This window comes from uncultured Oxalicibacterium sp., assembly GCF_913776015.1.
Lineage (GTDB): Bacteria > Pseudomonadota > Gammaproteobacteria > Burkholderiales > Burkholderiaceae_D > Oxalicibacterium.
Map to the genome: position 1 here is coordinate 25,364 of NZ_CAJYMD010000070.1, position 24,110 is coordinate 49,473.

The 24,110-nt window shown below is 53.3% G+C and carries 22 protein-coding genes; 11 read left to right on the plus strand and 11 right to left on the minus strand.

Going from position 1 to position 24,110, the window contains the following annotated elements:
* Positions 1-107 precede the first annotated feature (107 nt).
* The 7 genes from QZ725_RS12610 to QZ725_RS12640 all read left to right on the plus strand — a co-directional run bounded on the left by QZ725_RS12610 (position 108) and on the right by QZ725_RS12640 (position 6,919).
* Positions 108-1,562, plus strand: coding sequence for a CHASE3 domain-containing protein (locus tag QZ725_RS12610; protein ID WP_293780081.1), 1,455 nt, complete (start codon positions 108-110; stop codon positions 1,560-1,562).
* Positions 1,559-2,197 (plus strand): response regulator transcription factor, encoded by a 639-nt coding sequence (locus tag QZ725_RS12615; RefSeq protein ID WP_293780084.1) that lies wholly within the window; start codon positions 1,559-1,561, stop codon positions 2,195-2,197. Before QZ725_RS12610 ends, QZ725_RS12615 begins: the two co-directional genes overlap by 4 nt.
* A gap of 122 nt (positions 2,198-2,319) precedes the next feature.
* Positions 2,320-2,700: a response regulator transcription factor gene (locus QZ725_RS12620; RefSeq protein WP_293780087.1), complete on the plus strand. Its 381-nt coding sequence runs from the start codon at positions 2,320-2,322 to the stop codon at positions 2,698-2,700.
* Positions 2,701-2,715: 15 nt separating this feature from the next.
* A complete protein-coding gene (locus QZ725_RS12625) occupies positions 2,716-3,219 on the plus strand; it encodes a spore coat U domain-containing protein (protein ID WP_293780090.1) in 504 nt (167 codons plus the stop codon).
* A 17-nt stretch (positions 3,220-3,236) separates the two neighbouring features.
* A complete protein-coding gene (locus QZ725_RS12630; RefSeq protein WP_293780093.1) occupies positions 3,237-3,974 on the plus strand; it encodes a fimbria/pilus periplasmic chaperone in 738 nt (245 codons plus the stop codon).
* A 234-nt stretch (positions 3,975-4,208) separates the two neighbouring features.
* Entirely contained in the window at positions 4,209-6,437 is a 2,229-nt protein-coding gene (locus tag QZ725_RS12635) for a fimbria/pilus outer membrane usher protein (RefSeq protein WP_293780096.1), read from the plus strand.
* Complete coding sequence (locus tag QZ725_RS12640; RefSeq protein WP_293780099.1) at positions 6,437-6,919, plus strand: spore coat U domain-containing protein; 483 nt, start codon at positions 6,437-6,439, stop codon at positions 6,917-6,919. The genes QZ725_RS12635 and QZ725_RS12640 overlap by 1 nt, the downstream gene beginning before the upstream one ends.
* A 7-nt stretch (positions 6,920-6,926) precedes the next feature.
* Here QZ725_RS12640 and QZ725_RS12645 read toward each other — a convergent pair whose 3' ends face one another.
* The 7 genes from QZ725_RS12645 to QZ725_RS12675 form a co-directional block, all read right to left on the minus strand.
* On the minus strand, positions 6,927-7,220 hold the full coding sequence (locus tag QZ725_RS12645) for a hypothetical protein (RefSeq protein WP_293780102.1): 294 nt from the start codon (positions 7,218-7,220) through the stop codon (positions 6,927-6,929).
* Positions 7,221-7,330: 110 nt separating this feature from the next.
* Entirely contained in the window at positions 7,331-8,509 is a 1,179-nt protein-coding gene (locus QZ725_RS12650; RefSeq protein WP_293780105.1) for a hybrid sensor histidine kinase/response regulator, read from the minus strand.
* A complete protein-coding gene (locus QZ725_RS12655) occupies positions 8,509-9,102 on the minus strand; it encodes a chemotaxis protein CheB (protein ID WP_293780108.1) in 594 nt (197 codons plus the stop codon). The genes QZ725_RS12650 and QZ725_RS12655 overlap by 1 nt, the downstream gene beginning before the upstream one ends.
* A 2-nt stretch (positions 9,103-9,104) precedes the next feature.
* A complete protein-coding gene (locus QZ725_RS12660) occupies positions 9,105-9,926 on the minus strand; it encodes a protein-glutamate O-methyltransferase CheR (protein ID WP_293780111.1) in 822 nt (273 codons plus the stop codon).
* Positions 9,926-13,432 carry a response regulator gene (locus tag QZ725_RS12665; RefSeq protein ID WP_293780114.1) on the minus strand — a complete coding sequence of 1,169 codons (3,507 nt, stop codon included), beginning with the start codon at positions 13,430-13,432 and terminating at the stop codon, positions 9,926-9,928. The genes QZ725_RS12660 and QZ725_RS12665 overlap by 1 nt, the downstream gene beginning before the upstream one ends.
* A gap of 169 nt (positions 13,433-13,601) precedes the next feature.
* Positions 13,602-15,311 (minus strand): methyl-accepting chemotaxis protein, encoded by a 1,710-nt coding sequence (locus tag QZ725_RS12670; RefSeq protein WP_366774260.1) that lies wholly within the window; start codon positions 15,309-15,311, stop codon positions 13,602-13,604.
* Between the two features lie 30 nt (positions 15,312-15,341).
* The gene (locus QZ725_RS12675) at positions 15,342-15,827 is read right to left on the minus strand and encodes a chemotaxis protein CheW (protein ID WP_293780120.1); all 486 of its coding nucleotides are present in this window, start codon (positions 15,825-15,827) and stop codon (positions 15,342-15,344) included.
* On the opposite strand from QZ725_RS12675, the gene QZ725_RS12680 reads away from it, so the two are divergent.
* From QZ725_RS12680 to QZ725_RS12690, 3 genes are all read left to right on the plus strand, one after another.
* Positions 15,820-15,954, plus strand: a complete 135-nt coding sequence (locus QZ725_RS12680; RefSeq protein WP_293780123.1) for a hypothetical protein — start codon at positions 15,820-15,822, stop codon at positions 15,952-15,954. The genes QZ725_RS12675 and QZ725_RS12680 overlap by 8 nt on opposite strands.
* 170 nt (positions 15,955-16,124) lie before the next feature.
* Positions 16,125-17,306, plus strand: coding sequence for a zinc metallochaperone GTPase ZigA (gene zigA, locus QZ725_RS12685; RefSeq protein ID WP_293780126.1), 1,182 nt, complete (start codon positions 16,125-16,127; stop codon positions 17,304-17,306).
* Positions 17,300-17,881: a carbonate dehydratase gene (locus QZ725_RS12690; RefSeq protein WP_293780129.1), complete on the plus strand. Its 582-nt coding sequence runs from the start codon at positions 17,300-17,302 to the stop codon at positions 17,879-17,881. Before zigA ends, QZ725_RS12690 begins: the two co-directional genes overlap by 7 nt.
* Before the next feature lie 233 nt (positions 17,882-18,114).
* On the opposite strand, the gene QZ725_RS12695 is transcribed toward QZ725_RS12690, so the two are convergent.
* The 4 genes from QZ725_RS12695 to QZ725_RS12710 form a co-directional block, all read right to left on the minus strand.
* The gene (locus QZ725_RS12695; protein WP_293780132.1) at positions 18,115-20,547 is read right to left on the minus strand and encodes a TonB-dependent receptor; all 2,433 of its coding nucleotides are present in this window, start codon (positions 20,545-20,547) and stop codon (positions 18,115-18,117) included.
* A 102-nt stretch (positions 20,548-20,649) separates the two neighbouring features.
* Complete coding sequence (locus QZ725_RS12700) at positions 20,650-21,642, minus strand: FecR domain-containing protein (RefSeq protein WP_293780135.1); 993 nt, start codon at positions 21,640-21,642, stop codon at positions 20,650-20,652.
* The gene (locus QZ725_RS12705; RefSeq protein ID WP_293780138.1) at positions 21,621-22,130 is read right to left on the minus strand and encodes a sigma-70 family RNA polymerase sigma factor; all 510 of its coding nucleotides are present in this window, start codon (positions 22,128-22,130) and stop codon (positions 21,621-21,623) included. Before QZ725_RS12705 ends, QZ725_RS12700 begins: the two co-directional genes overlap by 22 nt.
* A 350-nt stretch (positions 22,131-22,480) precedes the next feature.
* Entirely contained in the window at positions 22,481-23,413 is a 933-nt protein-coding gene (locus QZ725_RS12710) for a histone deacetylase family protein (protein ID WP_293780140.1), read from the minus strand.
* A 227-nt stretch (positions 23,414-23,640) separates the two neighbouring features.
* Here QZ725_RS12710 and QZ725_RS12715 point away from each other — a divergent pair.
* Positions 23,641-24,110: protein phosphatase 2C domain-containing protein (locus tag QZ725_RS12715; RefSeq protein ID WP_293780143.1), on the plus strand; the 470-nt coding region annotated here is incomplete at its 3' end.

Genomic DNA, 24,110 nt, shown 5'->3' on the forward strand with positions numbered 1-24,110 from the left:
CTCATAGATAAATATCCCATGAACATGGGATAGGTGTTGGTAAGGAATCCCCCCAAAATATTTTTTGTGCTTCGAGGCAGATCATCTGCCTCGATTCGCTTCTACAGATGTTCGCAGAAGCTGAATATAAGGCGACAAAAGGGACATACATGCACGTTCATTTACGTGGCGCCATGGCAGGTTGGGGCCGATCTGTGGCAAACCTGCCGTATACCAATATTGCAATACTGTTGTTGGTGGCCGGACTATGCGCGTTTATCTATACCGCGCAAAAAGGGTTGCACAGCATCGAACAAATACGGCTGCATAACGAGGCGCGTAGTGCCGCCTTGCAAAATACGACGTTACTCGCTGAGACCTTATCGCTTCTTAAAGATGTTGAGGTCGGGCAGCGTGGTTTCATCATTACGGGTGACGAAGCGTTTCTTTCCCCTTATCACGAAGCGCGTAAGCGTTTCGGCGAAACGTACAGCAAGCTTACCCACGTCCTGGAAAGCGACGATCGCCCGATTAAGTACTCGCACGAGCGTCTGGACAAACTGGTTCATGAGCGAATCGAGCACGCGAGCTATACGATCGAACAACGCCGTATCCTCGGCGAATTGCTATTGGCGAACACCATGCTGTTTGTCGAAGGCAAACGCATGATGGATGAAATTCGGCAAGAGATCAGCCTGCTGCAGGCCGATCAGAATGCCATCAGTGAAGCGCATATCGAACTGGCGCGCGAAGTACAGCGTCGATCATTCAACCTCAATTATCAAATCTGTGTCGGTGCCGCCCTCTTGCTTTTGCTGAGCGGTATTTTTCTCGTACGGGAGAAGCGCCGTCGGGATATCGCCGAAACGCAACTGCGCACAACCAATCTCGCTCTCGAGGAACGCATCGGCGAGCGGACTGCACAATTGCAGGCTGCGTTGCAGCGTATTCAGACATTCGCTCTTGAGCAGGACCAGAATATCGAAACCGAAAGAAGGCGTTTAGCTCGGGAGGTCCACGATCAGTTGGGCCAGGTTTTTACTTCTCTCAAGCTTGTGCTGTTAGGCGCAAAGAAATCTGCAGCCGATTTTTCTGCAGAAAAGCTCGATGAACTTGCGCAACTACTGGATGAAGGTATTCATGTGTCACGTCGCATTTCAGCAGAGCTGCGTCCTGCGTTGCTTGACGATTTCGGTCTGGCTGCCGCGCTTCAGCATTACGCGCAACAGTTCAACAAGCAGGGTGGTCCGCAGATGCGCGTGGTTGTGCGCGATGATCAGTTGCTTTCTCCGCTTCAGGCCAATCAACTTTTCCGTATTCTGCAAGAAGCTGCTGCAAATGTGCGTCGTCATGCCCATGCCGAATCCATTGAGGTAGAAGGGCGCCGGGATGGGGATCAACACTATTGTTTTTCCATTGCTGACGATGGTATCGGCCCGCAACCCATACGCAGCGATGCAAGCGGCGTGCGCAACATGCGTGAACGCTCTGCATTAGCCGGAGGCACATTCCGGTTTGGTCCCGGCACCAGCAAGGGAACGACAGTCGTCATCCATCTGACCTTGGACGAGGAGTTCCAATGAAGTATCTGGTCGTTGACGATCACCCCATCATGCGGCTGGGTATCAAACAGTTGCTGTTTGGTCGCTGGCCTGATGCGACCATCAATGAAGCCGAGTCGATTACTGCTGCCGTCCAACGTTGTGCAGAAGACAGGCCCGATCTGATCGTTCTTGATTTGAGTTTGCCCGATGTCAGCGGGACAGAGGGCGTAACACGCATGCTGCGTGCAGCGAAAGGCGTGCCGCTGCTTGTTCTTAGCTTGAACGCTGAATCCGTCTATGCCGCGCGCGTGTTGCAGATGGGGGCTTCCGGTTATGTCCCCAAAGATTTGGCGGCTGAAGAATTGGTGACGGCCATCGAGCGCATTCTTGCTGGCAGACGCTACGTCACACCAAGCATGGCTGATCGTCTGCTCGATATCCTCGATGGCAAGCAGATGGAACAATTGCCGCATGAGCAGCTATCTGCGCAAGAGTATCGCGTCATGCTGCTGCTGGCCGCGGGCAAGGGGGCCAATGAGATTGGTGAAACCATGCACGTATCTGCGAAAACGGTCAGTACCTACACGGCGCGCATTCTGCAAAAGACCGGTTGGAAGAACAAGATCGAGATGACCAAATATTGTGTGCAGCACGGCCTGACTGAAAAAAATTAAGGTGATTGGTGTAGGGATTTCCTTACGATTTTTGGTGGAAACACCTGTCATTCACCGTCGTTGTTCGCGTCTTATACAAAGGCGCTCCGATGTTTATTCTGAAGACTCATCGGGAGTGCCTTATGAAAATCGTCGTAGTCGAAGATTCTGCAGTCATACGCAAGCATCTGATTGCCTTGCTGGAGTCGGTGTCAAGCGTGGAAGTGGTCGGCGAAGCCGAATCCGAACAATCCGCACTTGAAGTGATTCCCGCGAAACAGCCGGATATTGTGATCCTGGATGTCAATCTCTCTCCGGGAAATGGCTTCAACGTACTCAAGGAACTGCGTGCTTCAGGCAATACCGCTGAAATATTTGTCGTGACCAACCAAACGCATGAGCAGTACAGGAAGCAAAGCATGCTGCTGGGGGCCAACGGCTTTTATGACAAGAGTAGCGGTATTGAAAACGTGCTGAACCGGATCAAGTCGCTGGTCGACGCCGGCAAGCCCGGTAACCAGTAAATCGAGGAGGATGCAATGTCCAACATGTTGAAAGCGGCAGTCCTGTGCTCTGCAGCACTTGCAAGCGGTATGTCCTGGTCGGCAACGGCGAACAATACGTTTCAGGTCACGGCAACAGTGATCAGTTCATGCACCGTGTCGGGTACCACATTGAACTTCGGTAACAGCATCGATCCTTTTTCTGCGACCACTCCGCTGGATTCGACTTCGACGCTGACCGTTGCCTGTACCAACACCACGCCGTATACGGTGGCACTGAATGCAGGTACCCATGCCGGTGGTGCGACAAACTTCAGCGCGCGGGCGATCCAGAATGGTTCCAGTACTTTGGGCTATCAGCTCTACTCGGATTCAAACCGTAGCACGGTCTGGGGTAACGGTAGCAACAGCAGCGGTCAAGTCAGTGGTACCGGTTCCGGCAGCAATCAATCGCTCACCATCTACGGTCGTCTGCCTTCGCTGACGGGTGCTGTGCCTGGTAGCTATACCGATACGGTGACAGTCACCATCACTTATTGAGAAGGAAAGGCAGCGATATGACGGCAGCGCGCATTCTGGCAATTTTCCTTGCTTTCCTTAGTACGCCGTCGTGGGCTGCGAATCTGGGCGTTACACCGGTTGCGATCCAGATGGGTGGAAGTATCAATCGCACGACGGTCAGTGTCGTCAACAACGGGCCTGAAGCTGTCACAATGCAGGCGGAAACCATTGCATGGAAGCGTATCGATGGTGTGGATCAGGATGGCGAGACTAGTGATGTGATGGTCAACCCTGCCGTGTTCACCATCGAACCGGGGCAGACGCAGATTGTGCGTGTAGGTTTGCGACGGCCTAACGAACAATCGATGGAGGCAACATATCGACTTGTATTGCGGGAAGTACCCGTAGCGAGCGATCCGACACAGGGAACCAGTGTTCGCGTATTGGTGGCAATGCGTCTGCCAATCTATGTTGCGCCGGACAAGATCGTGCAGGATGAAAAATGGCAAGTCGTATCCGATGCGCGCAACAACCTACAGGTGACTTTGTATAACCGGGGCAATGTGCACTATAAGGTAGGTAGTATCAAGGTACGTGCGGATGATGCAAAAGAGTCGACCAACGTGCCGCTGGCCAGTTCGTCCGAGGGGGCAGTCTTGTTTCCTGGTGAATCACGTACATTCACTCTCAAGCAGATGCAATCGCGTCCGCTGAAGAAGATGCCGGTTACGCTGGAGGTATTTACCGATCGCGGACCGCAAACCATTCTGACGGAATTGCAAAAAGGCGACTAGATGCGCTGGCACTGCCTGCTCATCTTGTCTTTGCAATCGTCTTTTCTGTGCGCGCAGACGGTAAGTGAGACGTCCGTGCCTGAAAAAAAGCCATCGCGGCTTATGCTTGCCTATGACATAACGTTGCCACCGTCACCGGAAAAAACGGAACCCGTTGCCGCATCTTCTTCGCCCACACTCACAACAATTGTCAACGGCAGTCCATCCCGTCGTATCGCCAATGCAGGACAGGAAATGGCGAAAGTCGATATCGTCTTTCTGGCCGTATCAATTAATGGCCTTTTGCGTGACGACACGATCGAAGCCTTGCAACTGCCAAACAACGATCTGGCCGTTGCCAAAGCGGATTTGCTGACATGGAATCTGTCGGTTTCTTCAGCCGAAGAATTGCGCTTCAACGAGCATGTTTATATTCGTTTGCGCGATCTGCCTGAACTTCGCTGGCGTATCGATACGCGCACACAAACGTTGATTCTCGAAGCCAGAGCCGATGCATTCGTCTCTCATCAAGTAGCGCTGACTGGCGATCGGTCGCCGGCCGTTACGCCATCGCCACCCGGCGGGTTTTTCAACTACGACGTCCAGAGCGATTACAGCAATGGAAGGCATGCGTACTCCGGCTTCTATGGATTCTCGGTCTTTGGTGAGTGGGGAACAGGTGCCTACACTTCGGTTTATCGCAGCAATATGGTTGAAGGATTCGAACGTAATGTACGGCTCGATACAACATGGACCATCGACATGCCTGAAAAGCGCCAGTCAATCTGGCTTGGCGATGCCATCAGTTATGGTGGAACGCTTGGGCGGGCAGTACGTTTCGGTGGGGTACGCTGGGGTACGAATTTTGGCTTGACGCCAGGATTTTCGACGCTGGCGCTACCGACGATTCGCGGTGAAGCGGCTTTGCCATCCACGCTTGATTTGTACATCAATAACAATTACGGATCGCAAGCCCGTGTACCAGCCGGACCTTTTGATTTGGCAAATGTACCGCTGGTGACCGGGCAAGGAGAAATACGCATGGCGGTGCGTGACCTGTTGGGTAGGGAGCAGATCATTACGCAACCCTACTATGCAAGCCAGGCATTGTTAAAACCGGGTTTGCACGACTTTTCGGTAGAAGCTGGGAGCATTCGTGAAGACTATGGATTCTTCAGCAATCGCTACGGACGTTCTTTTATCGCTGCAACCGATCGAGTGGGTATCACACCGCGCTTTACACGTGAATTGCGCGCCGAATTGCTGAGTTCGCAGCAGATGTTATCGGCTGGTGGTACTTGGTTACTGGGTACGGTCGGTACGATAGGCTTGCAGGCCGCGGGTAGTCGGACCACACAGGCGAATGGCTGGTCTTCGGGTCTCAGTCTCGAGCGTCAGGCACCGACTTTCAGTAGTAACCTTGTGGCGCGCTATGCGACTAGGGATTTCAGACAACTAGGCGAAATCGAAGGTCGTTCGACCAGGCTATCGGCAGCGCTTGGGTTTGGTATGCCTTTTATGGGAGGCGGATTGGGTGCCAGTTATGCACGGCAGACGACATGGCAGGACCAGGACAATCGTATCGTGACGTTGAGTTATAGCCGCAGTGTCGGCGCGCAGTCGTTCATCAGTATTGCCGCTACGCGGCAATCGGGCGATGCGCGTGCTACATCGATTGTGGTGAGCTTTATCCACGCACTTGGATTACGCGATAGCGTATCGGCAATTCGCAGCAAGGAAAACCAACGCTCGTTTACCGCCCTACAGCTGCAACGCAATGGTCCCGCAGGGCCTGGTTATGGTTATCAGATCAATGCCGAAGATGGCATCGCACGTCGTTACAGTGCCCAAGGTACGCTCAACAATGCTTACGCCAGATTGAATGCCGGTGTAGCCGGCGCTGAACAGGGCGCAACCACTTACCGACTCGGCGCCGCGGGCGCGGTGGCGATGTTGAACGGTGGGCTTTATCCCACAAGGCAAATCGATGACAGCTTTGCTGTTGTGAAGGTTGGGGATTATGCCAATGTCAATGTTTTGCGTGAAAATCAGCAGGTCGCCAAGACGGGGCGGCAGGGATATGCTTTCGTGACGGGATTGCGTGGTTACCAGCGTAATCGTCTTAGCATCGATCAGGCAGATCTGCCATTCGATGCCGAAATTGATCAACTGGATATGATCGTCACGCCAGCCATGCGCAGTGGCATCGCCATTCACTTTCCTGTTCGACGCATGGCTTCGGCCACAGCCCGCCTGATCTACCGTGACGGCACGGCATTACCGCCAGGGACTGTTCTGCGCGTACAAGGGCAGGGGAAAAATGCGATCACCGGTTTCGATGGGAAGGTTTTCGTCAGTAGTCCAGACCTGCGGGTGCATTTGCAATCAGAAGGGCCGCGTACCTGCCGTGCCAACTTGCAATTACAGGGCGCAGCAGAAATCGTGGACGAACTCGGTACGATTGTTTGCGAGGAAAGTGAATGATGAAAAAATGGATCGTTGCCAGTTTGCTTGCTGTTGGTGCCACACAGGCTGCGGCACTGTGCATCTCCCCCGTCTGTACCTGCAGCGTCTCGGCAACCTCGATTGCGTTCGGGTCTTACAATCCGTTGGGCGGGGCTTTGCAGGACGCCAATGGAAGCGTGACGTTTTCCTGTTCGGGGGCTGCCGGGTTGTTGATTCCTTACAGTATTGCAATCAACGCTGGCAGTGGCACCATGACCGGACGTCTCATGAAGAATGGCACGCGCAATCTTGCCTACAACATTTATTCGAACAGCAATTACTCGACCATTTGGGGAGATGGCACGTCTGGCGCGCCGACGATCTCTGGGACGATTGTGTTGAACGTACTGGGAACCCTTTCGCTCACATCCACCATGTATGGACGAATCGCTGCCGGTCAGAACACACTAGTGCCTGGCACTTATCAGGATACGTTGACCGTCACAGTGACGTACGACTAGACACGTCCTAGTAAAAATCGGTTGTGCGCACGATGTAGGAGGTGCCGGGCGAGAAGTGTACGACTTCGCCGTTGTCGGTATGTAGCTGAATCAGTTCGGACTTTTCGCTGGTTCGTTGCGTCAGACGTTCCTTGCAGGCAGAAAGGTCTGCATAGCGTGAGTTGAGGCAAGGATCTGCGACGGAAAGGCGCACATCGATTTGCGGCCCCTGTATCGTATGTTCACCAGGTTCTGCAGAGGTTGCCAATGTGCTAGCGGACAGAGTGAGCAGGGCAAGAAAAATACGTAAAGTGATTGTCATGACGAAAACCGTATTGCGCCGAAGCGATGGGGCGTGATCGATTATAGCAATCGGCTTGAGAATAGGATGAAAAACCCAGCTTATTCTTGTCGCCGAGATAATATTTGCGTTTATTCCTGCTCGAGTCCGTTGCGAAATGGCAGTCGCAATTTGAAGGTGGCACCTTCACCATAAGCGCTTTCCACTTCCAATGTGCCGTCATGTGCTTCGGCTAGTTGACGGGCAATGTACAGACCGAGCCCGAGCCCCGAACCGATTTTCGTATTGGCACGTTCAAACGGTTCAAAAATACGATGCTGATCTGCCAGCGTAATGCCATTGCCGTGATCGCGCACCGCGATTTCTGCGTCAAGGTGATTCGTGCGTAATGTCACATGGACCGGTTTGCCACCACCATAGCGGAAGGCATTCGTTAGCAGATTTACGATGATTTGCTCCACCCGAAACTCGTCCCATACGCCATGCGCCTTTGCTTCTGCGGAGAGCGTCACTTCGCAGCCGGCATTGGCCGCCTGATGGGACAAATCGCTGACGATGCGTTGCAGTAGACAGGACAATTCACTCTTCGATGGCCGTATCGACAGTTTGCCGCTACGAATGCGCGAGACATCGACCATGTCGTCAATCAGTCGTACCATGCTCTTTATCTGCCGTTCGTCACGCGCGACCATGCGCTGCAGACTGTCTTCATTGAAGGCGTCGATATGGCCTTTTTCCAGTTGCATCTTGCGCATCTGGGTTTCCAGAAACAGCGTATTGAGCGGCGTGCGCAATTCATGTGCCACCATCGACATGAATTCGTCGCGCATGCGTAGCGAGCGTTGCAATTCGACCTGCGTGGCGTGCAATTCCTGTTGGCTTTTTTCCAATGCTTCAAGTTGATGACGTACCTGGTTGCGCTGCTGATACAGCGCGACGAAGACATTCACCTTGCTGCGGACGGCAGCGATGTCGAGCGGCTTGTGCAGAAAATCGACGGCCCCTGTCTCGTAGCCCTTGAATGCATAGTTGAGTTCCTTGCCGGCAGCGCTGACGAAGACAATCGGAACATGGCGCGTTTTCTCCGTGCTGCGCATCAGTTCGGCCAGTTCGAAGCCATCCATCCCAGGCATCGTGACGTCCAGAATCGCCAGCGCGAACTCATGCTCAAGCAGAAGGAAGAGTGCTTCTTCGCCGGACGTAGCCTGATAAATCGTGCGGTCTTCCTGTTTGATGATTTCCGACAGTGCTAAAAGATTCTCGGGCAGATCGTCGACAATCAAAAGCTTGGTGTTGTGCTGGGTAGACATCAGGCGTGTCCCAATCTGATTAAGTATTGCCGAATATCTTTCAACGGCAGGATATGGTCGGGCGGACAAAGAGCAATTGCCGCTTGTGGCATCACGGCAATTTGGGCTTCGTTTGGGTCTTGCACGATGGTTATGCCACCAGCCTGCTTGATACTCTGCATACCGCTTGCACCGTCTTCATTGGCACCGGTAAGCAGAATGCCAGCAAGGCGTGGTCCATACGCATCAGCGGCTGATGTCATCAGATGATCGATGGCCGGCCGAGAAAAATGTACCGGATCTTCATTGCTGAAAGAAAAGCTACGATCCTGTTCGATCGACAGATGATAGCCCGGCGCGGCAAAATACATGACACCTGGTGTCACGGGTTCCTTGTCCTGTGCCTGGCGCACTGGCAGGACGACGCGTTGCGCGAATAGTTCGGCGAGGCGGCTATCTCGATCGTCCCGCAAATGCAACACGATCACGATGGGCAACGAAAAGCTTGCTGGGAGCTGATCGAATAGCTGCAATAAGGCATCGATACCACCAGCCGAAGCACCGATCACGATGGCATCGACTGCCTCAGCTCTGAGTGACTGGATGGTTGTCATGATCAGATTTTCCGGTAGATGCGTTGCGCTTTGTCGAGCGCTTCGAAGCGCGTCGCATGGCTGGAAAATTCGATGCTTTCCTTGCTACCCAAGCCGAGAAAACCACGGTGACACAGCGATTCGTGAAACAGGCCGAGCGCACGCTCTTGCAATTCACGATTGAAATAGATCAGTACATTGCGACAGCAAACGAGATTGGTCTCGGAAAAAACAGCATCTGTAGCGAGGCTGTGATCGGCAAAGCTGATGTTTTCGCACAGTGAGCGATCAAACAACGCCGCTTCATACCCCGCAGTGTAATAGTCGGAAAAAGATGCCTTGCCGCCAGCTTGTTGATAGTTGATGGTGTAGCTGCGCATTTTCTCCAAGGGGAAAACACCTTTGCGCGCTTTTTCAAGCGATACCGGATTGATGTCGGTTGCGTAAATGATGCTGCGGTCAAGCAAGCCTTCTTCCTTGAGCAGGATCGCCATGGAATAGATTTCCTCCCCAGTGCTGCAGCCGGCAATCCAGATCTTCAGCGATGGATAAGTATGCAGAAACGGAATGACGTTTTGTCGCAGGCTGAGGAAATACAGCGGATCACGAAACATCTCACTGACAGGGATCGTCAGAAACTGTAGCAATTGCATGAATGCTTCCGGATCATGCAGTACGCGCGCCTGCAGTTCCGAAATGGTCGCGCATCGCAAATGGGGCAGAGCATGCAAGACGCGGCGCTTTTGAGAAGCGCCGGTGTAATTGCGGAAATCGTAGCTGTACTTGAGGTAGATTGCTTCGATCAGCAGGCGCAGCTCGATATCAATACTGTTTGTTGATGGCATCAGAGACGTTCCAGACCTGGCATCCACACACGCAATAGGGAATACAGACGATCCAGATCGATCGGCTTGGCCATGTAATCCGATGCACCCGCACGCAGACATTGTTCCTGATCATCTTTCATTGCCTTTGCGGTAATCGTGATGATCGGCAGTTTCTGGAAGCGTGCATCGGCACGAATCCGGCGTGTCGCTTCAAGTCCGTCCATGCCCGGCATCATCACGTCCATGAGAACAATGTCGATATCGGCAACGGTATCGAGTTTGTTGATGGCCTCGAAACCGTTACGAGCCACTTCGATCAGCGCGCCGCGCTGCTCGAGCGCGCTGGTGAGCGCGAAGATGTTGCGTACATCGTCGTCCACGATCAGGATGCGACGTCCCTCGAATACGCGATCACGGCTACGCACGGTACGGAGCATGCTCTGCCTTTCTGCAGACAGTTCGGCTTCCACCTTGTGCAGGAACAGCGTGACTTCATCGAGCAGACGTTCTGGCGAACGCGCGCCCTTGATGATGATGGAGCGCGAATACTTGAGCAGATCGGCTTCTTCATCGCGTGTCAGATTGCGGCCCGTGTAGACAATCACTGGCGGGAACGAGCAAATTTCTTCAGACGACATGCGCTCGAGCAATTGCTCGCCTTGCATGTCGGGCAGCTTGAGGTCAATGATCATGCAATCGAACACGGTTGTGCGTAGCAGAGCCAGTGCTTCTTCACCCGATGCGACAGCCGTGATCTTGACGTCATCATCCATGATCAGTTGCTTGACGCTCTCACGTTGACGTTCATCGTCTTCTACTAGCAGCACATGCTTGTTGGTCTGCGTAAATTTCAGTTCCAGCTTTTGCAAGACATCTCTGAGTTGTTCGCGCGTTGCCGGTTTGATCACATAACCTACTGCACCCAGTTGCAATGCAATTTCCTTGCGATCCGACGCCGAAACAATATGTACGGGAATATGACGCGTGTGAGGATTGCTTTTGAGTGCCTGCAATACGGTCATGCCCGAACCATCGGGAAGCCCCATGTCGAGCAGAATGGCGTCTGGCAAGAAGGTGCTGGCAACTTCCAGGCCATCGCTTGCACCGTGCGCCACGGTACAGAGATAACCGGTTTCATGAGCGAGATCGTAGAGGATGCGCGAGAACGTGACGTCGTCTTCGATAATCAGCACCATGCGTGCATTGCCTCTGTCCTTGTCGCGGTCATCAGGGAATGCCGGAGCGGATGGTGCAGGCGATGCAGATGACGACATGTCAGGTGGCAAAGCAGGGCGCATGTTGACGTCATGCGTGGAGCGGGCGGTGCGTGCAGTCGTCACAGCAGTCGTCGTTTGCGCAATCTCCGGCGGGTGCGATGGCAAAACTGGCGGCAAACTTAATGTGAAGGTGCTGCCCTGGCCAGCGACGCTGTCGACCGTGATGCCACCGCCAAGCAATGCTGCCAAATCGCGCGAAATCGAGAGACCCAAACCTGTCCCACCATATTTGCGGCTGGTGGTGCCGTCGGCTTGTCGGAATGCCTCGAAGATGAGTGTCTGCTCTTCGGGCGTGATGCCGATTCCCGAGTCGCTGACGACGAATTCGATATTTCCTTTTTGATCGCCACGTACCACAAGGGAAACCTTGCCGGCATCGGTGAACTTGATTGCATTGGACAGCAGATTCTTGACGATCTGCTCCAGACGCTGACTATCTGTATGAATCGACAGTGGTGTATCGCGATCGATGCGAATTTCGAAGTCGAGCTGCTTGCTCGTTGCGAGCGGCTCGAAGATCATCTGCAAGTTTTCCGCAATACGATGCAGCGGAATATCTTCCGGTGACAGCTCAAGCTTGCCTGCTTCGACTTTCGAAATGTCCAGAATGTCGTTGATCAGATTCAGCAGGTCGTTGCCTGCAGAATAAATCGTGTTGGCGAATTTGACCTGTTCCTCGTTCAGGTTGCCTTTCGTATTGTCGGCAAGCAGCTTCGCAAGAATCAATGAGCTGTTCAGCGGTGTCCGCAATTCGTGGGACATGTTGGCGAGGAATTCGGATTTGTAGCGGCTCGCGCGTTGCAATTCCTGCGCACGCTCTTCGAGTGCCTGTCGCGCTTCAATCAACGCAACATTTTTCTGATCCAGGCTCAGTGTCTGTTCCGCCAGTTGTTCGTTGGTTTGTTCGAGCTCGGCCTTCTGGTTTTCCAGATTGGCTTGCGATTCTTCGAGAACACGCGACTGTTCTTCAAGTTCTTCATTTGCCGTGCGTAACTCTTCCTGTTGAACCTGCAGCTCTTCATTGAGCTGCTGCGTTTCTTCCAGCAGATTTTGTAGACGCAATCGGTACAGCGCTGCCTCGACGGCAGTGCCAAGGTTGGCGGACATCAGTTGCAGGAAGTCGATATCGCGTTCCACCGGTGCGTGGAGGAAACCGAGTTCCACGACGCCGTTGACATTGCCGTCATGATGAATTGGAACCATGATGACGAAACGTGGTTTGCTGTTACCGAGTCCGGAAGTAATTTTTAGATAGTTGTCCGGCACATTGTCGAGGCGGATCAGTTCTCGCGTTTTCGCGGCTTGTGCCACCAGACTTTCCTGGCTATGAATAACCTGCTCCATCAAGTCGCTTTCCTTGCTAAAGCCGTAACTGGCAACGCGACGCAAGGAACCGTCATCCTGCCGCACATAGAGTGCAGCGACAGAGGACTGAATGTATTGACCCAGGAAACTCAGCACGGTGCCGCCTAATTGCGGTAAAGGCATTTGCCCAATGCCTTGTTCGGCGAGTTGCGATTGTCCAGTGCGCAACCATGCTTGCTGTTCGAGCATGTGTGCATGTTCCTGGTGGCTTGTGATCGCGTCGTTATAGGTATTGGCAAGGCTGACGAGTTCGCGCCGTCCGCGAAACGCCAGGATGCAGCTCAAAAGCAGACTCAATGTCAGATAGCCGGCAACGACGAAGAAGGTAATCGTCTTTGCTTGGGCGCTACGCTCTTGGCGCAACTCATGTTCCTGATCGAGAAAGTTGCGGAATTCTCGGCGCATTTCATCGAACTGTAGCTTGCCTTGCCCGCTGCGAATAATCTCTGCAATTGCTACGACATCCTTGTCGGTACGACGCAAATTGATCATGCGCTGCGCATAGTTATTCCACTCGTTGTGCAGTGCTTCGATTCGCGCCAGACGATCGACCTGGGCAGGGTTGTCCTGAACCAGTGTGGTCAGTTGGCGTACCGCAGGAATCGCTTTTGCCTTGGCAATTTCGTAAGGTGCTAGGAAGGTTTCATCGCCGGTGATGACGAAGCCGCGCATGCCGGATTCCATGTCGACGACGAGCTTGCTAGCTTCGTTGCCATTGGCAATCACGCGATCCGTATGCTCTACCCATTCGAGTACGGTCAGCAGATAGACGATGAGAGCGATGAATACGCCTGCACTAATGACACCTGCCGCGAGAGGCAGGGTGATGTTACGGGTAAGGATGCGTTTGAAACCTTCCTGATCAATGGCAGCGTCACTCATTTCAGTCTTCCGGGCAGCATGTCAAACGAGGGAGTGTAAACCAACATTCCGCGATGAAACACGAATTGCCATCCAGGTTTTTCACATTCGATTCACAAGAAAGACCGTGCCTGTAAAACGCACAAAAAAATCCGCCGAATGGCGGATTTTTGTAAAAAATACAGGGGAATTAAAACTGTTCCCAATCGTCTTCGCTCGTTCCGCTGGCGGCTGCCATCGCAGCAGGTGCTGCCAGTGCCGCCGCTGTGGCGCTTTTCGTCGCCGCGGTTTTTGCAGGAGCGACAGGTAGCGAACGCGTCATCGTTTTCGGTTGAACCTGTTGTGTCTGGCTATCAAAACTGTTGAGCTTGAACACGCTGACAGCTTCGGTCAGTTTCTCTGCCTGTTCGTTCAGGGAGGCCGCTGCGGCAGCGGCTTCTTCCACCAAGGCCGCGTTCTGTTGTGTTACCTGATCCATCTGACTGATGGCAGTATTGACTTGTTCGATACCAGAGCTTTGTTCCTGGCTGGCAGCGAGGATTTCACTCATGATGTCTGTCACGTGTCGTACGCTGTCGACGACCTCCTTCATCGTGGTCCCGGCTGACGCGACCAGCTTGCTGCCCTGATCGACTTTGTTGACGGAGTCGTCAATCAGTGTCTTGATTTCCTTGGCCGCAGCGGCCGAACGTTGCGCAAGGCTGCGCACTTCGCCTGCCACGACGGCAAATCCACGTCCTTGCTCACCGGCACGAGCAGCTTCGACTGCAGCATTCAATGCCAGAATATTCGTCTGGAAAGCGATGCCATCGATAACGGCGATGATGTCCACGATCTTGCGTGCCGACGCGTCGATCGATCCCATCGTATCTACCACCTCGGCGACGACGGCTCCGCCTTTGCCAGCAACGGCTGACGCCGTGACAGCCAACTGATTGGCTTGGCGTGCGTTGTCAGCGTTCTGCTTGACGGTGGATGTTAGTTCTTCCATTGACGAGGCAGTTTCTTCAAGGGACGCAGCCTGTTGTTCGGTGCGGCTCGACAAATCCAGATTGCCTGCGGCAATTTGTGTCGTTGCGGTACCAATCGTCAGGCTGCCTTCACGTACCTTGGTCACTGTTTCGCGCAAACGTTGTTGCATCTTTTGCAGGCCAGCCATCAACGTACCCATCTCGTTTTTCGATTTGACCTCGATGCGTGTCGTCAGATCACCTGCAGAAATGGCTTCAAAATGTCCGAGCATTTCCTGCAAGGGTCGTGTAATTGCGCGAATCAGAAAGAGTGCCGAAATGGCTACGATAATTAAACCGAACAACACGCCACCAATGGCCACGATGCGGAAAACCGAAAACGTCGATTGACTTTGCGCATACTGCTCTGCGATCAGATTTTTCTGATAATCAGCCAAAGCCGTTGAGCTCTTTCGAAGAGCCTGAAAGACAGGCGAAACCTTCACGGTAAGAATATCTTCTATCTCGGCGGTGTTCTTGTTGTTAATCGCTTCGATAAGTGCTGTATGCCCAACCTTGAGATAAGCATCGCGATCGCGGACCACAGCATCAGACAGTTTCTTCTCTTCATCCGTTGCCGGCAAATCAAGATAGTTCTGCCATGCTTTGTCAGACTCCGTTTTCAGTTCCTGCGCGCGTGCCATTGATGTATTCGCAGTGGGCGCATCAGGACGGAGAGCGACGCGGCTTAGTGTGGCGCGGGACTGCAGCAGCGCAACCATCATGTTTTGCACAGCTTCTGCCGATGGCATGCGAACCGTAATGGCTTCTTTGATGACATTGTTGCTTGCTTGCAGGCCAAGTACGCCCATGGCACCGCCGACAATCAGCATGCAGCCTAAAAAGCCCATGGTTAAAACAAGACGCAGCTTGATTGAGATGTTTTTCATCATGATCAGGTTTTACAAGAAAGAGAGAAATCAGGCGGCGAGTTTTTCGATCAGACCGATCTCGCTGGATTGCATGAGTTGGCTGATGTCGATCAGAATCAGCATACGTTCGTTGACGGTGCCCAGACCGAGCAGATAGTCGGTAGCCACCGTCGAGCCCATCTCGGGAGCGGGCTTGATTTGTTCAGGAGTCAGTGTAAGTACGTCGGACACGCTATCGACTACCATGCCGATCGTACGTCCCCCAATTTGCAGGATGATGACAACCGTGAACTGATCATAGACAGGTTCGCTCAGGCTGAACTTGATGCGCATGTCGATGATCGGGACGATGGTACCGCGCAGGTTGATAACGCCCTTCAGGTAATCCGGTGCGTTGGCGATTTGCGTGACGGCGTCATAACCGCGCAGTTCCTGCACCGTCTGGATATTGATACCGTACTCTTCGTTGCCGAGGGTAAATGCCAGAAATTCGAGGGGAGTAGAGGGGGTATTAACGAGGTGTGGCGTGTTCATCGACATCCTTGATACAGAATTGCATTTCCACATGGAAACGATTTTCAGTATAGCGATGGAAGTTGGTCGCGTCGATGCGTTTGCCCGCTGTTTCCCGGTTCACGCCGCAAATACAACGCCTGCCTGACAACTTTTTACATTCTTTTTACAGTCAGTATTGGCAGTTTGCTCATTGTCAATCGAACGCCATTTTTGATTTGTCATAGCGTCGTGATGACCCATATTTGCAACTTTGTTGCATTAATGTATTATGCAACAAAGTTGCAAATATGTTGATCGATGTTTCGAAAGAATGAGATGAATCGCTTACCTGTTACGGTACTTTCCGGTTTTCTTGGTGCTGGCAAGACCACTTTGCTGAACCATATTCTCGCCAATCGTGAGGGGCGGCGTGTTGCCGTGATCGTCAACGATATGTCGGAAGTCAATATCGATGCCGCACTGGTGCGCGACGGCGGGGCAGACCTGTCGCGCACGGACGAAAAACTCGTCGAGATGAGCAACGGCTGCATTTGTTGCACCTTGCGCGAGGATTTGCTGGAAGAGGTGACCAAGCTGGCGCAGGCGGGGCGCTTCGATCAACTGGTCATTGAATCGACCGGGATTTCCGAGCCCTTGCCGGTGGCGGAAACCTTCACGTTCACCGATGAAAAAGGCAAAAGCCTGTCCGACATGGCGCGGCTGGACACGATGGTGACCGTGATCGATGCGTTCAATTTCCTCAAGGATTATGAATCCCACGACGAACTGCGTCAGCGTGGCGAATCGATGGGGAATGAGGATGAGCGCACGGTAGTCGATCTGTTGGTCGAGCAGGTCGAGTTTTGCGATGTACTGATTCTGAACAAGACCGACTTGGTCAGTGAAGGCGAGTTACAGCGTTTGACGGTCATCCTGCAACGATTGAATCCGCGGGCGCGTATCGAACGATCACGCTTTGGTGAGGTGCCGCTGGACAAGGTGCTCGATACAGGCCTGTTCGACTTCGAGCAGGCATCGCAGGCGCCGGGCTGGTTGCAGGAATTGCGTGGCACGCATCAGCCGGAAACGGAAACTTACGGCATTGGCAGCTTTGTCTATCGTGCGCGTCGGCCTTTTCATCCGCAACGCTTCTACGCATTGACGCAACGCGCATGGCCGGGGGTTGTGCGCTCCAAGGGCTTTTTCTGGTTGGCCAGTCGGCCGACATATGCAGCCTCGTGGTCGCAAGCCGGAAGTATTTGCCGGCACGGTGCCGCCGGTTTATGGTGGGCCGCCGTGCCGCAGGAAAATTGGCCTGAGGATCCAGAAAGCGTGGCACGCATACGTGCCGAGTGGTCGCCTGAAACCGGCGATGCGCGGCAGGAACTGGTGCTGATCGGCATGCATCTGGACCAATCCGCACTGACGGAACAATTCGATGCCTGCCTGCTGACCGATGCCGAAATGGCGACGGGACCGGAAGCATGGATGCAGATGGAGGATCCATTCCCATGGTGAAGCAAAAGCCTTTCGGAACGATCCGCCCCAATCCGCAAGGCGATGAACCGGTCATTCACCCGAGTGCCTTTATCGATCCGACCGCTATCCTGTGTGGGAAGGTTATCGTGCATGAAAACGTCTTCATCGGCCCCTATGCCGTCATTCGTGCCGATGAAGTGGATGCCACGGGTGAAATGCAGCCCATTGTCATCGGTGCCCATTCGAACATTCAGGATGGCGTCGTCATCCATTCGAAATCAGGCGCTGCCGTCACGATCGGTGCCTATACCTCGATCGCTCACCGTGCCATCGTGCACGGCCCCTGCAACGTGGGGAGCAAGGTATTCATCGGTTTCAATAGCGTCTTGTTCAACTGCACGATTGGTGAAGGCTGCGTGGTTCGACATAACGCGGTGGTTGACGGCTGCACATTGCCACCTGGCTTTTACGTTCCCTCGACAGAGCGCATCGGTGCACAAACCGATCTGGCGACGGTGCCGCGTGTCAGTGTGCAGGCTTCGGAATTTTCGGAAGATGTGGTGCGAACGAATAATTGGTTGGTGGAGGGGTACAAGCGTTTGCTGGGAACATGATCCTGTTTCCTGATGACAGAAGCGATAGCGCAGAAAGGATGATGTGGTTCTGACGAACGCGTTCTATCAAGCCACAAAATGTAGAAAAGCCGTTGCGAAGGATTTCGCAACGGCTTTTTTTGGGGTGCACATGCATCAGCGATCCTTTTTAGCCGGCAAGATTTGATCGCGGTTTATGGAATGGCTTTTGTCACATGGGCAGGTTTTTTGCGCTGAAATTAGATGCAACTGTTTTAGAAATCGATGGAAGCAGAAAGCACCAATGTGCGCGGTGAGCCGACCGTCACGTATGTGCCTGTCGTCAACCAGTAGTTTTTGTCTAACAGGTTTTCGATATTGGCCCGCAATACAATCGGTTTGCCATTAATGGCAGTACGGTAACGTGCGCCGATGTCGTACCGTGTCCACCCGTCAAATTTCTGGGTGTTGCTGGCATTCAGGTAAGAACCTGATGTATAAATCACACGACCATTGAATGCTAGGCCAGCTAACCAAGGTGCATCCCAGTCCAGACTTGCGCTCGCTGTGGTATCAGGGACACCTGCGGCATCATTCCCCTGATTTATACCACCGGCTGTGCGGGTCAGTTTTGGGTCCACAAACGCGATGCTAGCCATGCCGCGAAGCCCACGTTTTAATTCACCATAAGCTGAAAGCTCCAATCCACGGTTACGTTGTTCTCCATCATAAGCAAGTGCATTGGTGTCATTCCGAATTGCGTTGGGGCGGAGTAATTCATACACAGCCGCAGTCGTAGTTATTCCTCCAAAATCGATTTTTACGCCAACCTCATACTGTTTCGATTTAAATGGAGCGAGAACCGCACCGGTGTTTGCATAGCCAGCCCCGACGATTTGACCTCGTGAAAGACCTTCGGAGTAATTCCCGTAAACAGCTACATTGGCAACAGGCTTGAATACGATCGCAGCTAGCGGAGAAGCTGTACTTGCCTTGTAAGGCGTACCTTCGATGCCAGTGGATGTATTAAAGCTTCTGAGCTCTACGGTTTGATCGCGTACGCCAAGTGTCAATAACAACCGATCATTTGCAAAAGAGAGCGTATCCGCAATCGCGATACTGCTCAATGTCGTTTCCGAGGCCTTATTGGGAGAAGTGCGAGCAGAGGTAATTGAAGGTAAGGCCGATGGATTATAAATATTTGAAGCGGCAGTATTTCCCGTGATATAGGCATTGCCTGCCTCTTGCCGCATTTCTGTCACGGCAGCGGTAAGCGTATGTCCAACACTGGCTGTATTGAAACGCCAGCGCACACCTGCATTTGCGCTCGTTGTTTTTGTGTATGAGTCGTAATAATTATTTTGTACCGTGAAATTGCCTGCTGCATTAACCGGAGCTGTGCGCAAAGTGCTAGGGAAAATCTGATCGTTTGTACCATCTCTATAACCAATTCCAGCGTAGACCGAGACGACCTCTGTGAGGTCGTACTCAAGACGAGTGGCAAGTGTTGAGTCTTTTTGTACCAGCGTTGTTCCCGGATACCAGTTGGAGCGTGCATCCGGTGGCGCCGGAATTGATGATAATCCCGCATCTAGACTGATCTGTGGCCGGAAATTGTCCGTATCATCTCTTTGCGTAATCGCGTCAAGAGACCAGCGTAAACGGCTGCTGCGATAGTCGATCCCCAATGCTGCAAGGCCTGTTTGCTGATTACCTCCATCGATCGTGGCTTCGCCATCCCGTAAAAGGCCATTGAATCGGAGACCCCAAGCATTGTCCTCACCGAAACGTCGGCCTAAATCAATTGCAAGACCAAAATTCTCCTTGCCACTGTAGAGCGCGGTCAGCCTTGTAAGAGGCGTGTCACTAGCACGTTTGCTCACGATATTAAGCCCACCGCCGACGCTTCCATTCGGCGAAATGCCATTCATTAATGAGCCTGGCCCCTTTAGTACTTCAACACGTTCAATAAGTTGGGCTGGCACTCTGTTTTGCGAAATGAGGCCATACAGCCCGTTAAATCCCACATCCGTGGCGCTGACTGCAAAACCACGAATCTGAAATGTATCGTCGAACCCGGTACTGCCTGTGGTCATACGCACCGAAGCATCATTCACGACCACATCTGCCAGAGTGCGAACCTGCTGGTCTTCCAGTAGTTCAGCGGTGTAGTTGTTGGTGCTGAAAGGGGTATCCATCACGTTTTGGGTGCCCAGCAGGCCCAGGCTGCCACCGCGCGCAATTTGACCGCCGGCATAGGCGGGAGATAAATCAGTTACGGTGGTTGTTGCCACATTGATGGCTGGCAGTGTGCTTGCATCTTGTACTACGCGACGTAGGCGATAGCCGCCATTGCCGGCGACTGCCTCAAGATTGTGCGCGCCGAGTAAGGCATCCAATCCTTGTTGCACGGAGTAATTCCCATGTAAGCCGTTGCTGCGCAGACCTTCTGTCAAGCCAGGTTCGAAAGAAAGTGTAATGCCGGCATTACCTGCAAAGCTGTAGAGAGCCTGACTCAGAGGGCCAGCGGGGATGTTGTAGCTTTTGACGGCACTATTGGTTGCGGTGTTGGTTTGTGCGTACGCAGGAGCCAGTACGGCACCTCCCAGTGCCATGCTGAGCAGTGCGGTCGCCACGGCGTGGGCAAGTGGCGTGGGATGAAGGGCGCGTGCATGATTGCCGGCCCGCGTTTGTAATTCAAGATGCATGATCATTCCTTGGTAGTCAGTTGTATTGCTTCTTCACTGACTTGCCGAACGATCTGCAAAAAGGGGCCACGATTTTTCGATTTTTTTGAAAAAAGTTCGGATTCAACGGCTGCGCATTGTTGTCTTTTTCTCTGCCGCAGCGACGGTGATCCAGTAACGTGTGCGTGTGTGAAGTGCAACGGGCAAGGTTTCCTGCAGAATGTTCAAGGCATGGTCGGTATCGGCCAGTTGGAACACACCCGAAATTTTCAGATCGGCGACCGCCGGATCGCAGTGCAGCATGCCGGGACGATAGCGAGAAAGCTCCTGAATGAAATCGCCCAGTCGCTGGTTGTCTGCGATCAGGATGCCTTGTGTCCATGCCGTGCTTGCGACGTCGATGGTGTTGTTTGTCGAGATCGACTGACGTGTGAAATAGGTTGTTTCACCCGCTTCGAGCAGGCGGCGCTGGTTGCGGCCGGTGAGGATTTCGACAGCATGTTCGAGTACGGAAACCTGTGTGCTGCCGACATGTTGTCGGACGATGAAGCTGGTACCCAGTGCACGCACCGTACCTTCCTTCGTTTCAACCAGAAACGGACGATTCTTTCCTGCCGTATCGTGCACGGTTTCGATCAGGACTTCGCCTTCCTGTAGGCGAACAAGCCGTCGCTGGTCATTGAATGCGATATCCACCGTACTGCCACTGTTAAGTCGTACGGTACTGCCATCGGACAGTGTGTGAGTTTGCCACTCACCCGAAGCGGTCTGGTAACGCTCGCGTGTGAGTGAACGCCAGGTGAACCAACTGACTGGCGCGGCCGTTGCCAGAATGGCCAAGGTCTTGAGTGCCGTACGGCGTGATCGTTGACGGCCTAGCGTCGTTTTGCCGAGTCCCGGGGGCACTGTGCCGAAGGTGCGCGCCAGATCATTGGCTGCGGCCCAGGCACGTTCATGTTCCTCACTGATCTGACGCCAGCGCGCCAGGGCAGCGTGATCGGTCGCCGTCATGTCATGCGCATGTATTTTGACGAGCCATCCAGCGGCATCGACGATGATGCGCTGATCGACAGGAACGCTGGCACCCATGTGCATTACAGCATCAGCGTCAGGCATTGCACGAATCCCTGCTGCATGTAACGTTTGACGGTGCGCAGGGACAGGTTCATCCGGCAGGCGATATCGGCGTAGGTCATGCCATCCAGTTGCGACATGAGGAATACCGTGCGTACTTTTTCGGGGAGGGCATCGAGCAAGGCATCCAGCCTTTGCAATGCTTCCAGGATCACGAATCGTTCTTCGGGAGAAATTGCCGTTTCTTCGGGGAGCGTGGCAAGTGCTTCGAGCCAGGCTTGTTCGAGTGAACGACGGCGAAACATATCCACCATCAAGCCTTTGGCGATGGTGCTCAGATAGGCACGAGGTTCTCGCAAAAGAGAGAGTGCCTCCTTGCGTTGATCGCTGCTGATCACGCGTACAAACGTATCCTGCGCCAGATCGGCGGCATCGAACGAGCAGCCCAGCTTGCGGTGCAGCCAAGTACGCAGCCAGCCATGATGTGCTGTATAGAGCGCTTCGATGTCCGAATGGGTGGCGGTAGTCATGAGAAAACAGCTTGTCGTGTGCGTATCAGATTTGCTTATGCCGCGGTTTTGAGCGCCAGCCCTTTTACCGAAATCAGCATGAGTGCATGCGAATAGTCTGCCGAAAGAATACTCGATTAAATAAATGCGAATCGTTCTTATTATATTTTCGAAAGCGAATTGCGGCAATGTGATCCCATGAATATGGGGCGCGGGAAAAGGCGGAGAAGTGTCGCTGGGCTTGGGTCTTGCGGGATTAGGCAGGGTTTTGTAGAAATATTGTGCTGTCGTGTGAAGACAACAAATCCCTCATTTTGTTATTAAAATAAAAAGCGGATCAAAGTCCGCTTTTTATTTGTCTGTTCATTAAGTCAGTGGTCCATCAGTGCCTTGACGTGTACGGCTGTGGCCGATGCCAAGCCTTCCAGGCTATAACCGCCTTCGAGAATCGATACGATGCGACCTTCGCAGGTATCGTCGGCGATGCACATGAGTTCACGCGTGATCCAGTCGTAATCGTCATCCTGCAATTTCAGACCAGCTAGCGGATCGAGATGGTGGGCATCGAAGCCGGCGGAGATGATGATCAGTTCAGGATTGAAATCACGAATCGCAGGCAGCATCTTGGCCGCGATCTGTTCGCGGAAAAGGGCTGAGTCACAACCGCGTGGCAGCGGGACATTGACGATGTTGTGCGAAGTACCGGTTTCGGATTCCAGGCCCGAGTATGGGTAGAAGTGCGATTGGTGGCTGGACGCATAAAACAGTTCCGGCCGATCGTAGAACGCAGCCTGCGTGCCATTGCCGTGGTGCACATCGAAATCGATGACTGCGACACGTTCGAGTTTGTGCATTTCATAGGCGTACGCAGCGGCGATGGCCGCCTGGTTGTAAATGCAGAAGCCCATTGCCTTATTGGGTTCTGCATGGTGGCCGCAAGGACGTGTCGCGCAGAATACATTGTGGACTTCGTTATCCAGCACCGCATCGACACCCGCGCAGGCTGCGCCTACGCAACGCATTACGGCATCCAGTGAGCCGGGTGACATGACCGTATCGCCGCCATCGAGCGGCATGGTGCCGCGCACTGGCGCAGCATCTTCGACGTCTGCTACATGGTCTTCAGTATGGATCAGCAAAACCTGCTCACGTGTTCCCATCGGCGCATCGCGCCATTCGGCGGCATCGAAGGCCGGTGTGCGTAATACGCGCAGCACGGCTTTCAGGCGTTCCGGCGATTCGGGGTGGCCGGAGCCCGGTTGGTGATCGAGGCAATCTTCGTGGGTATAAATACGCGTTGTCATGGAATGATGGTGCGATGCGCATGGGCGCATCTTCTTCTGTGAATGCAATGTGAATAATTGATGGCAATGCCGGACAGGCAGCTGCCGCGATTTACCCGCATTATAGTGGGCAAGCTTTGTCCGAAGCTTCACCCGACTACATCGGATCACTTGCTGCATCGTTTTGGGTGAAGTGTTAATCCGTGGATAATGGACGCATCCTCGTCACCACGTTCAATTTTTTCATGATGTCATCCCTCGTTCTTCATGTCGCAGCGCAAACCGACACCGGTTTGGTACGTGCGCATAATGAGGATGCGATTGCACTTGATGTGACGCACGGCATCATTGCACTGGCCGACGGCATGGGCGGTTACAACGCCGGTGAAGTCGCCAGCCGGATGGCGGCAGATGGCGTGGTGAATTATCTGAGGGATGCCATGCAATGCATGGCAGAAGCTGACGATCAGGCAAAAATCAGCGATTTGAGGCAACTGCTTGTTGGGGCGATCACAAAAGCCAATGACAACATTCGCGCCGCTGCCTTGGGCGAGGCGCATTTGCACGGCATGGGTACGACGCTGGTTGCCGCACTGTTTTGCGATTCCAAACTAGTGTTAGCTCATCTAGGCGATTCGCGTTGCTATCGCTTGCGTGAGGGTGCGTTCGTTCAGCTCACGCGCGATCATTCGCAAGTACAGGAGCAAGTCGATGCGGG

Excerpts from the sequence above, each read along its gene's own strand:
- QZ725_RS12610 (WP_293780081.1), top strand. The coding sequence starts at position 108 with ATGTTCGCAGAAGCTGAATATAAGGCGACAAAAGGGACATACATGCAC.
- QZ725_RS12615 (WP_293780084.1), top strand. The coding sequence starts at position 1,559 with ATGAAGTATCTGGTCGTTGACGATCACCCCATCATGCGGCTGGGTATC.
- QZ725_RS12620 (WP_293780087.1), top strand. The coding sequence starts at position 2,320 with ATGAAAATCGTCGTAGTCGAAGATTCTGCAGTCATACGCAAGCATCTG.
- QZ725_RS12625 (WP_293780090.1), top strand. The coding sequence starts at position 2,716 with ATGTCCAACATGTTGAAAGCGGCAGTCCTGTGCTCTGCAGCACTTGCA.
- QZ725_RS12630 (WP_293780093.1), top strand. The coding sequence starts at position 3,237 with ATGACGGCAGCGCGCATTCTGGCAATTTTCCTTGCTTTCCTTAGTACG.
- QZ725_RS12635 (WP_293780096.1), top strand. The coding sequence starts at position 4,209 with ATGGCGAAAGTCGATATCGTCTTTCTGGCCGTATCAATTAATGGCCTT.
- QZ725_RS12640 (WP_293780099.1), top strand. The coding sequence starts at position 6,437 with ATGAAAAAATGGATCGTTGCCAGTTTGCTTGCTGTTGGTGCCACACAG.
- QZ725_RS12645 (WP_293780102.1), bottom strand. The coding sequence starts at position 7,220 with ATGACAATCACTTTACGTATTTTTCTTGCCCTGCTCACTCTGTCCGCT.
- QZ725_RS12650 (WP_293780105.1), bottom strand. The coding sequence starts at position 8,509 with ATGTCTACCCAGCACAACACCAAGCTTTTGATTGTCGACGATCTGCCC.
- QZ725_RS12655 (WP_293780108.1), bottom strand. The coding sequence starts at position 9,102 with ATGACAACCATCCAGTCACTCAGAGCTGAGGCAGTCGATGCCATCGTG.
- QZ725_RS12660 (WP_293780111.1), bottom strand. The coding sequence starts at position 9,926 with ATGCCATCAACAAACAGTATTGATATCGAGCTGCGCCTGCTGATCGAA.
- QZ725_RS12665 (WP_293780114.1), bottom strand. The coding sequence starts at position 13,432 with ATGAGTGACGCTGCCATTGATCAGGAAGGTTTCAAACGCATCCTTACC.
- QZ725_RS12670 (WP_366774260.1), bottom strand. The coding sequence starts at position 15,311 with ATGAAAAACATCTCAATCAAGCTGCGTCTTGTTTTAACCATGGGCTTT.
- QZ725_RS12675 (WP_293780120.1), bottom strand. The coding sequence starts at position 15,827 with ATGAACACGCCACACCTCGTTAATACCCCCTCTACTCCCCTCGAATTT.
- zigA (WP_293780126.1), top strand. The coding sequence starts at position 16,125 with ATGAATCGCTTACCTGTTACGGTACTTTCCGGTTTTCTTGGTGCTGGC.
- QZ725_RS12690 (WP_293780129.1), top strand. The coding sequence starts at position 17,300 with ATGGTGAAGCAAAAGCCTTTCGGAACGATCCGCCCCAATCCGCAAGGC.
- QZ725_RS12695 (WP_293780132.1), bottom strand. The coding sequence starts at position 20,547 with ATGCATCTTGAATTACAAACGCGGGCCGGCAATCATGCACGCGCCCTT.
- QZ725_RS12700 (WP_293780135.1), bottom strand. The coding sequence starts at position 21,642 with ATGCCTGACGCTGATGCTGTAATGCACATGGGTGCCAGCGTTCCTGTC.
- QZ725_RS12705 (WP_293780138.1), bottom strand. The coding sequence starts at position 22,130 with ATGACTACCGCCACCCATTCGGACATCGAAGCGCTCTATACAGCACAT.
- QZ725_RS12710 (WP_293780140.1), bottom strand. The coding sequence starts at position 23,413 with ATGACAACGCGTATTTATACCCACGAAGATTGCCTCGATCACCAACCG.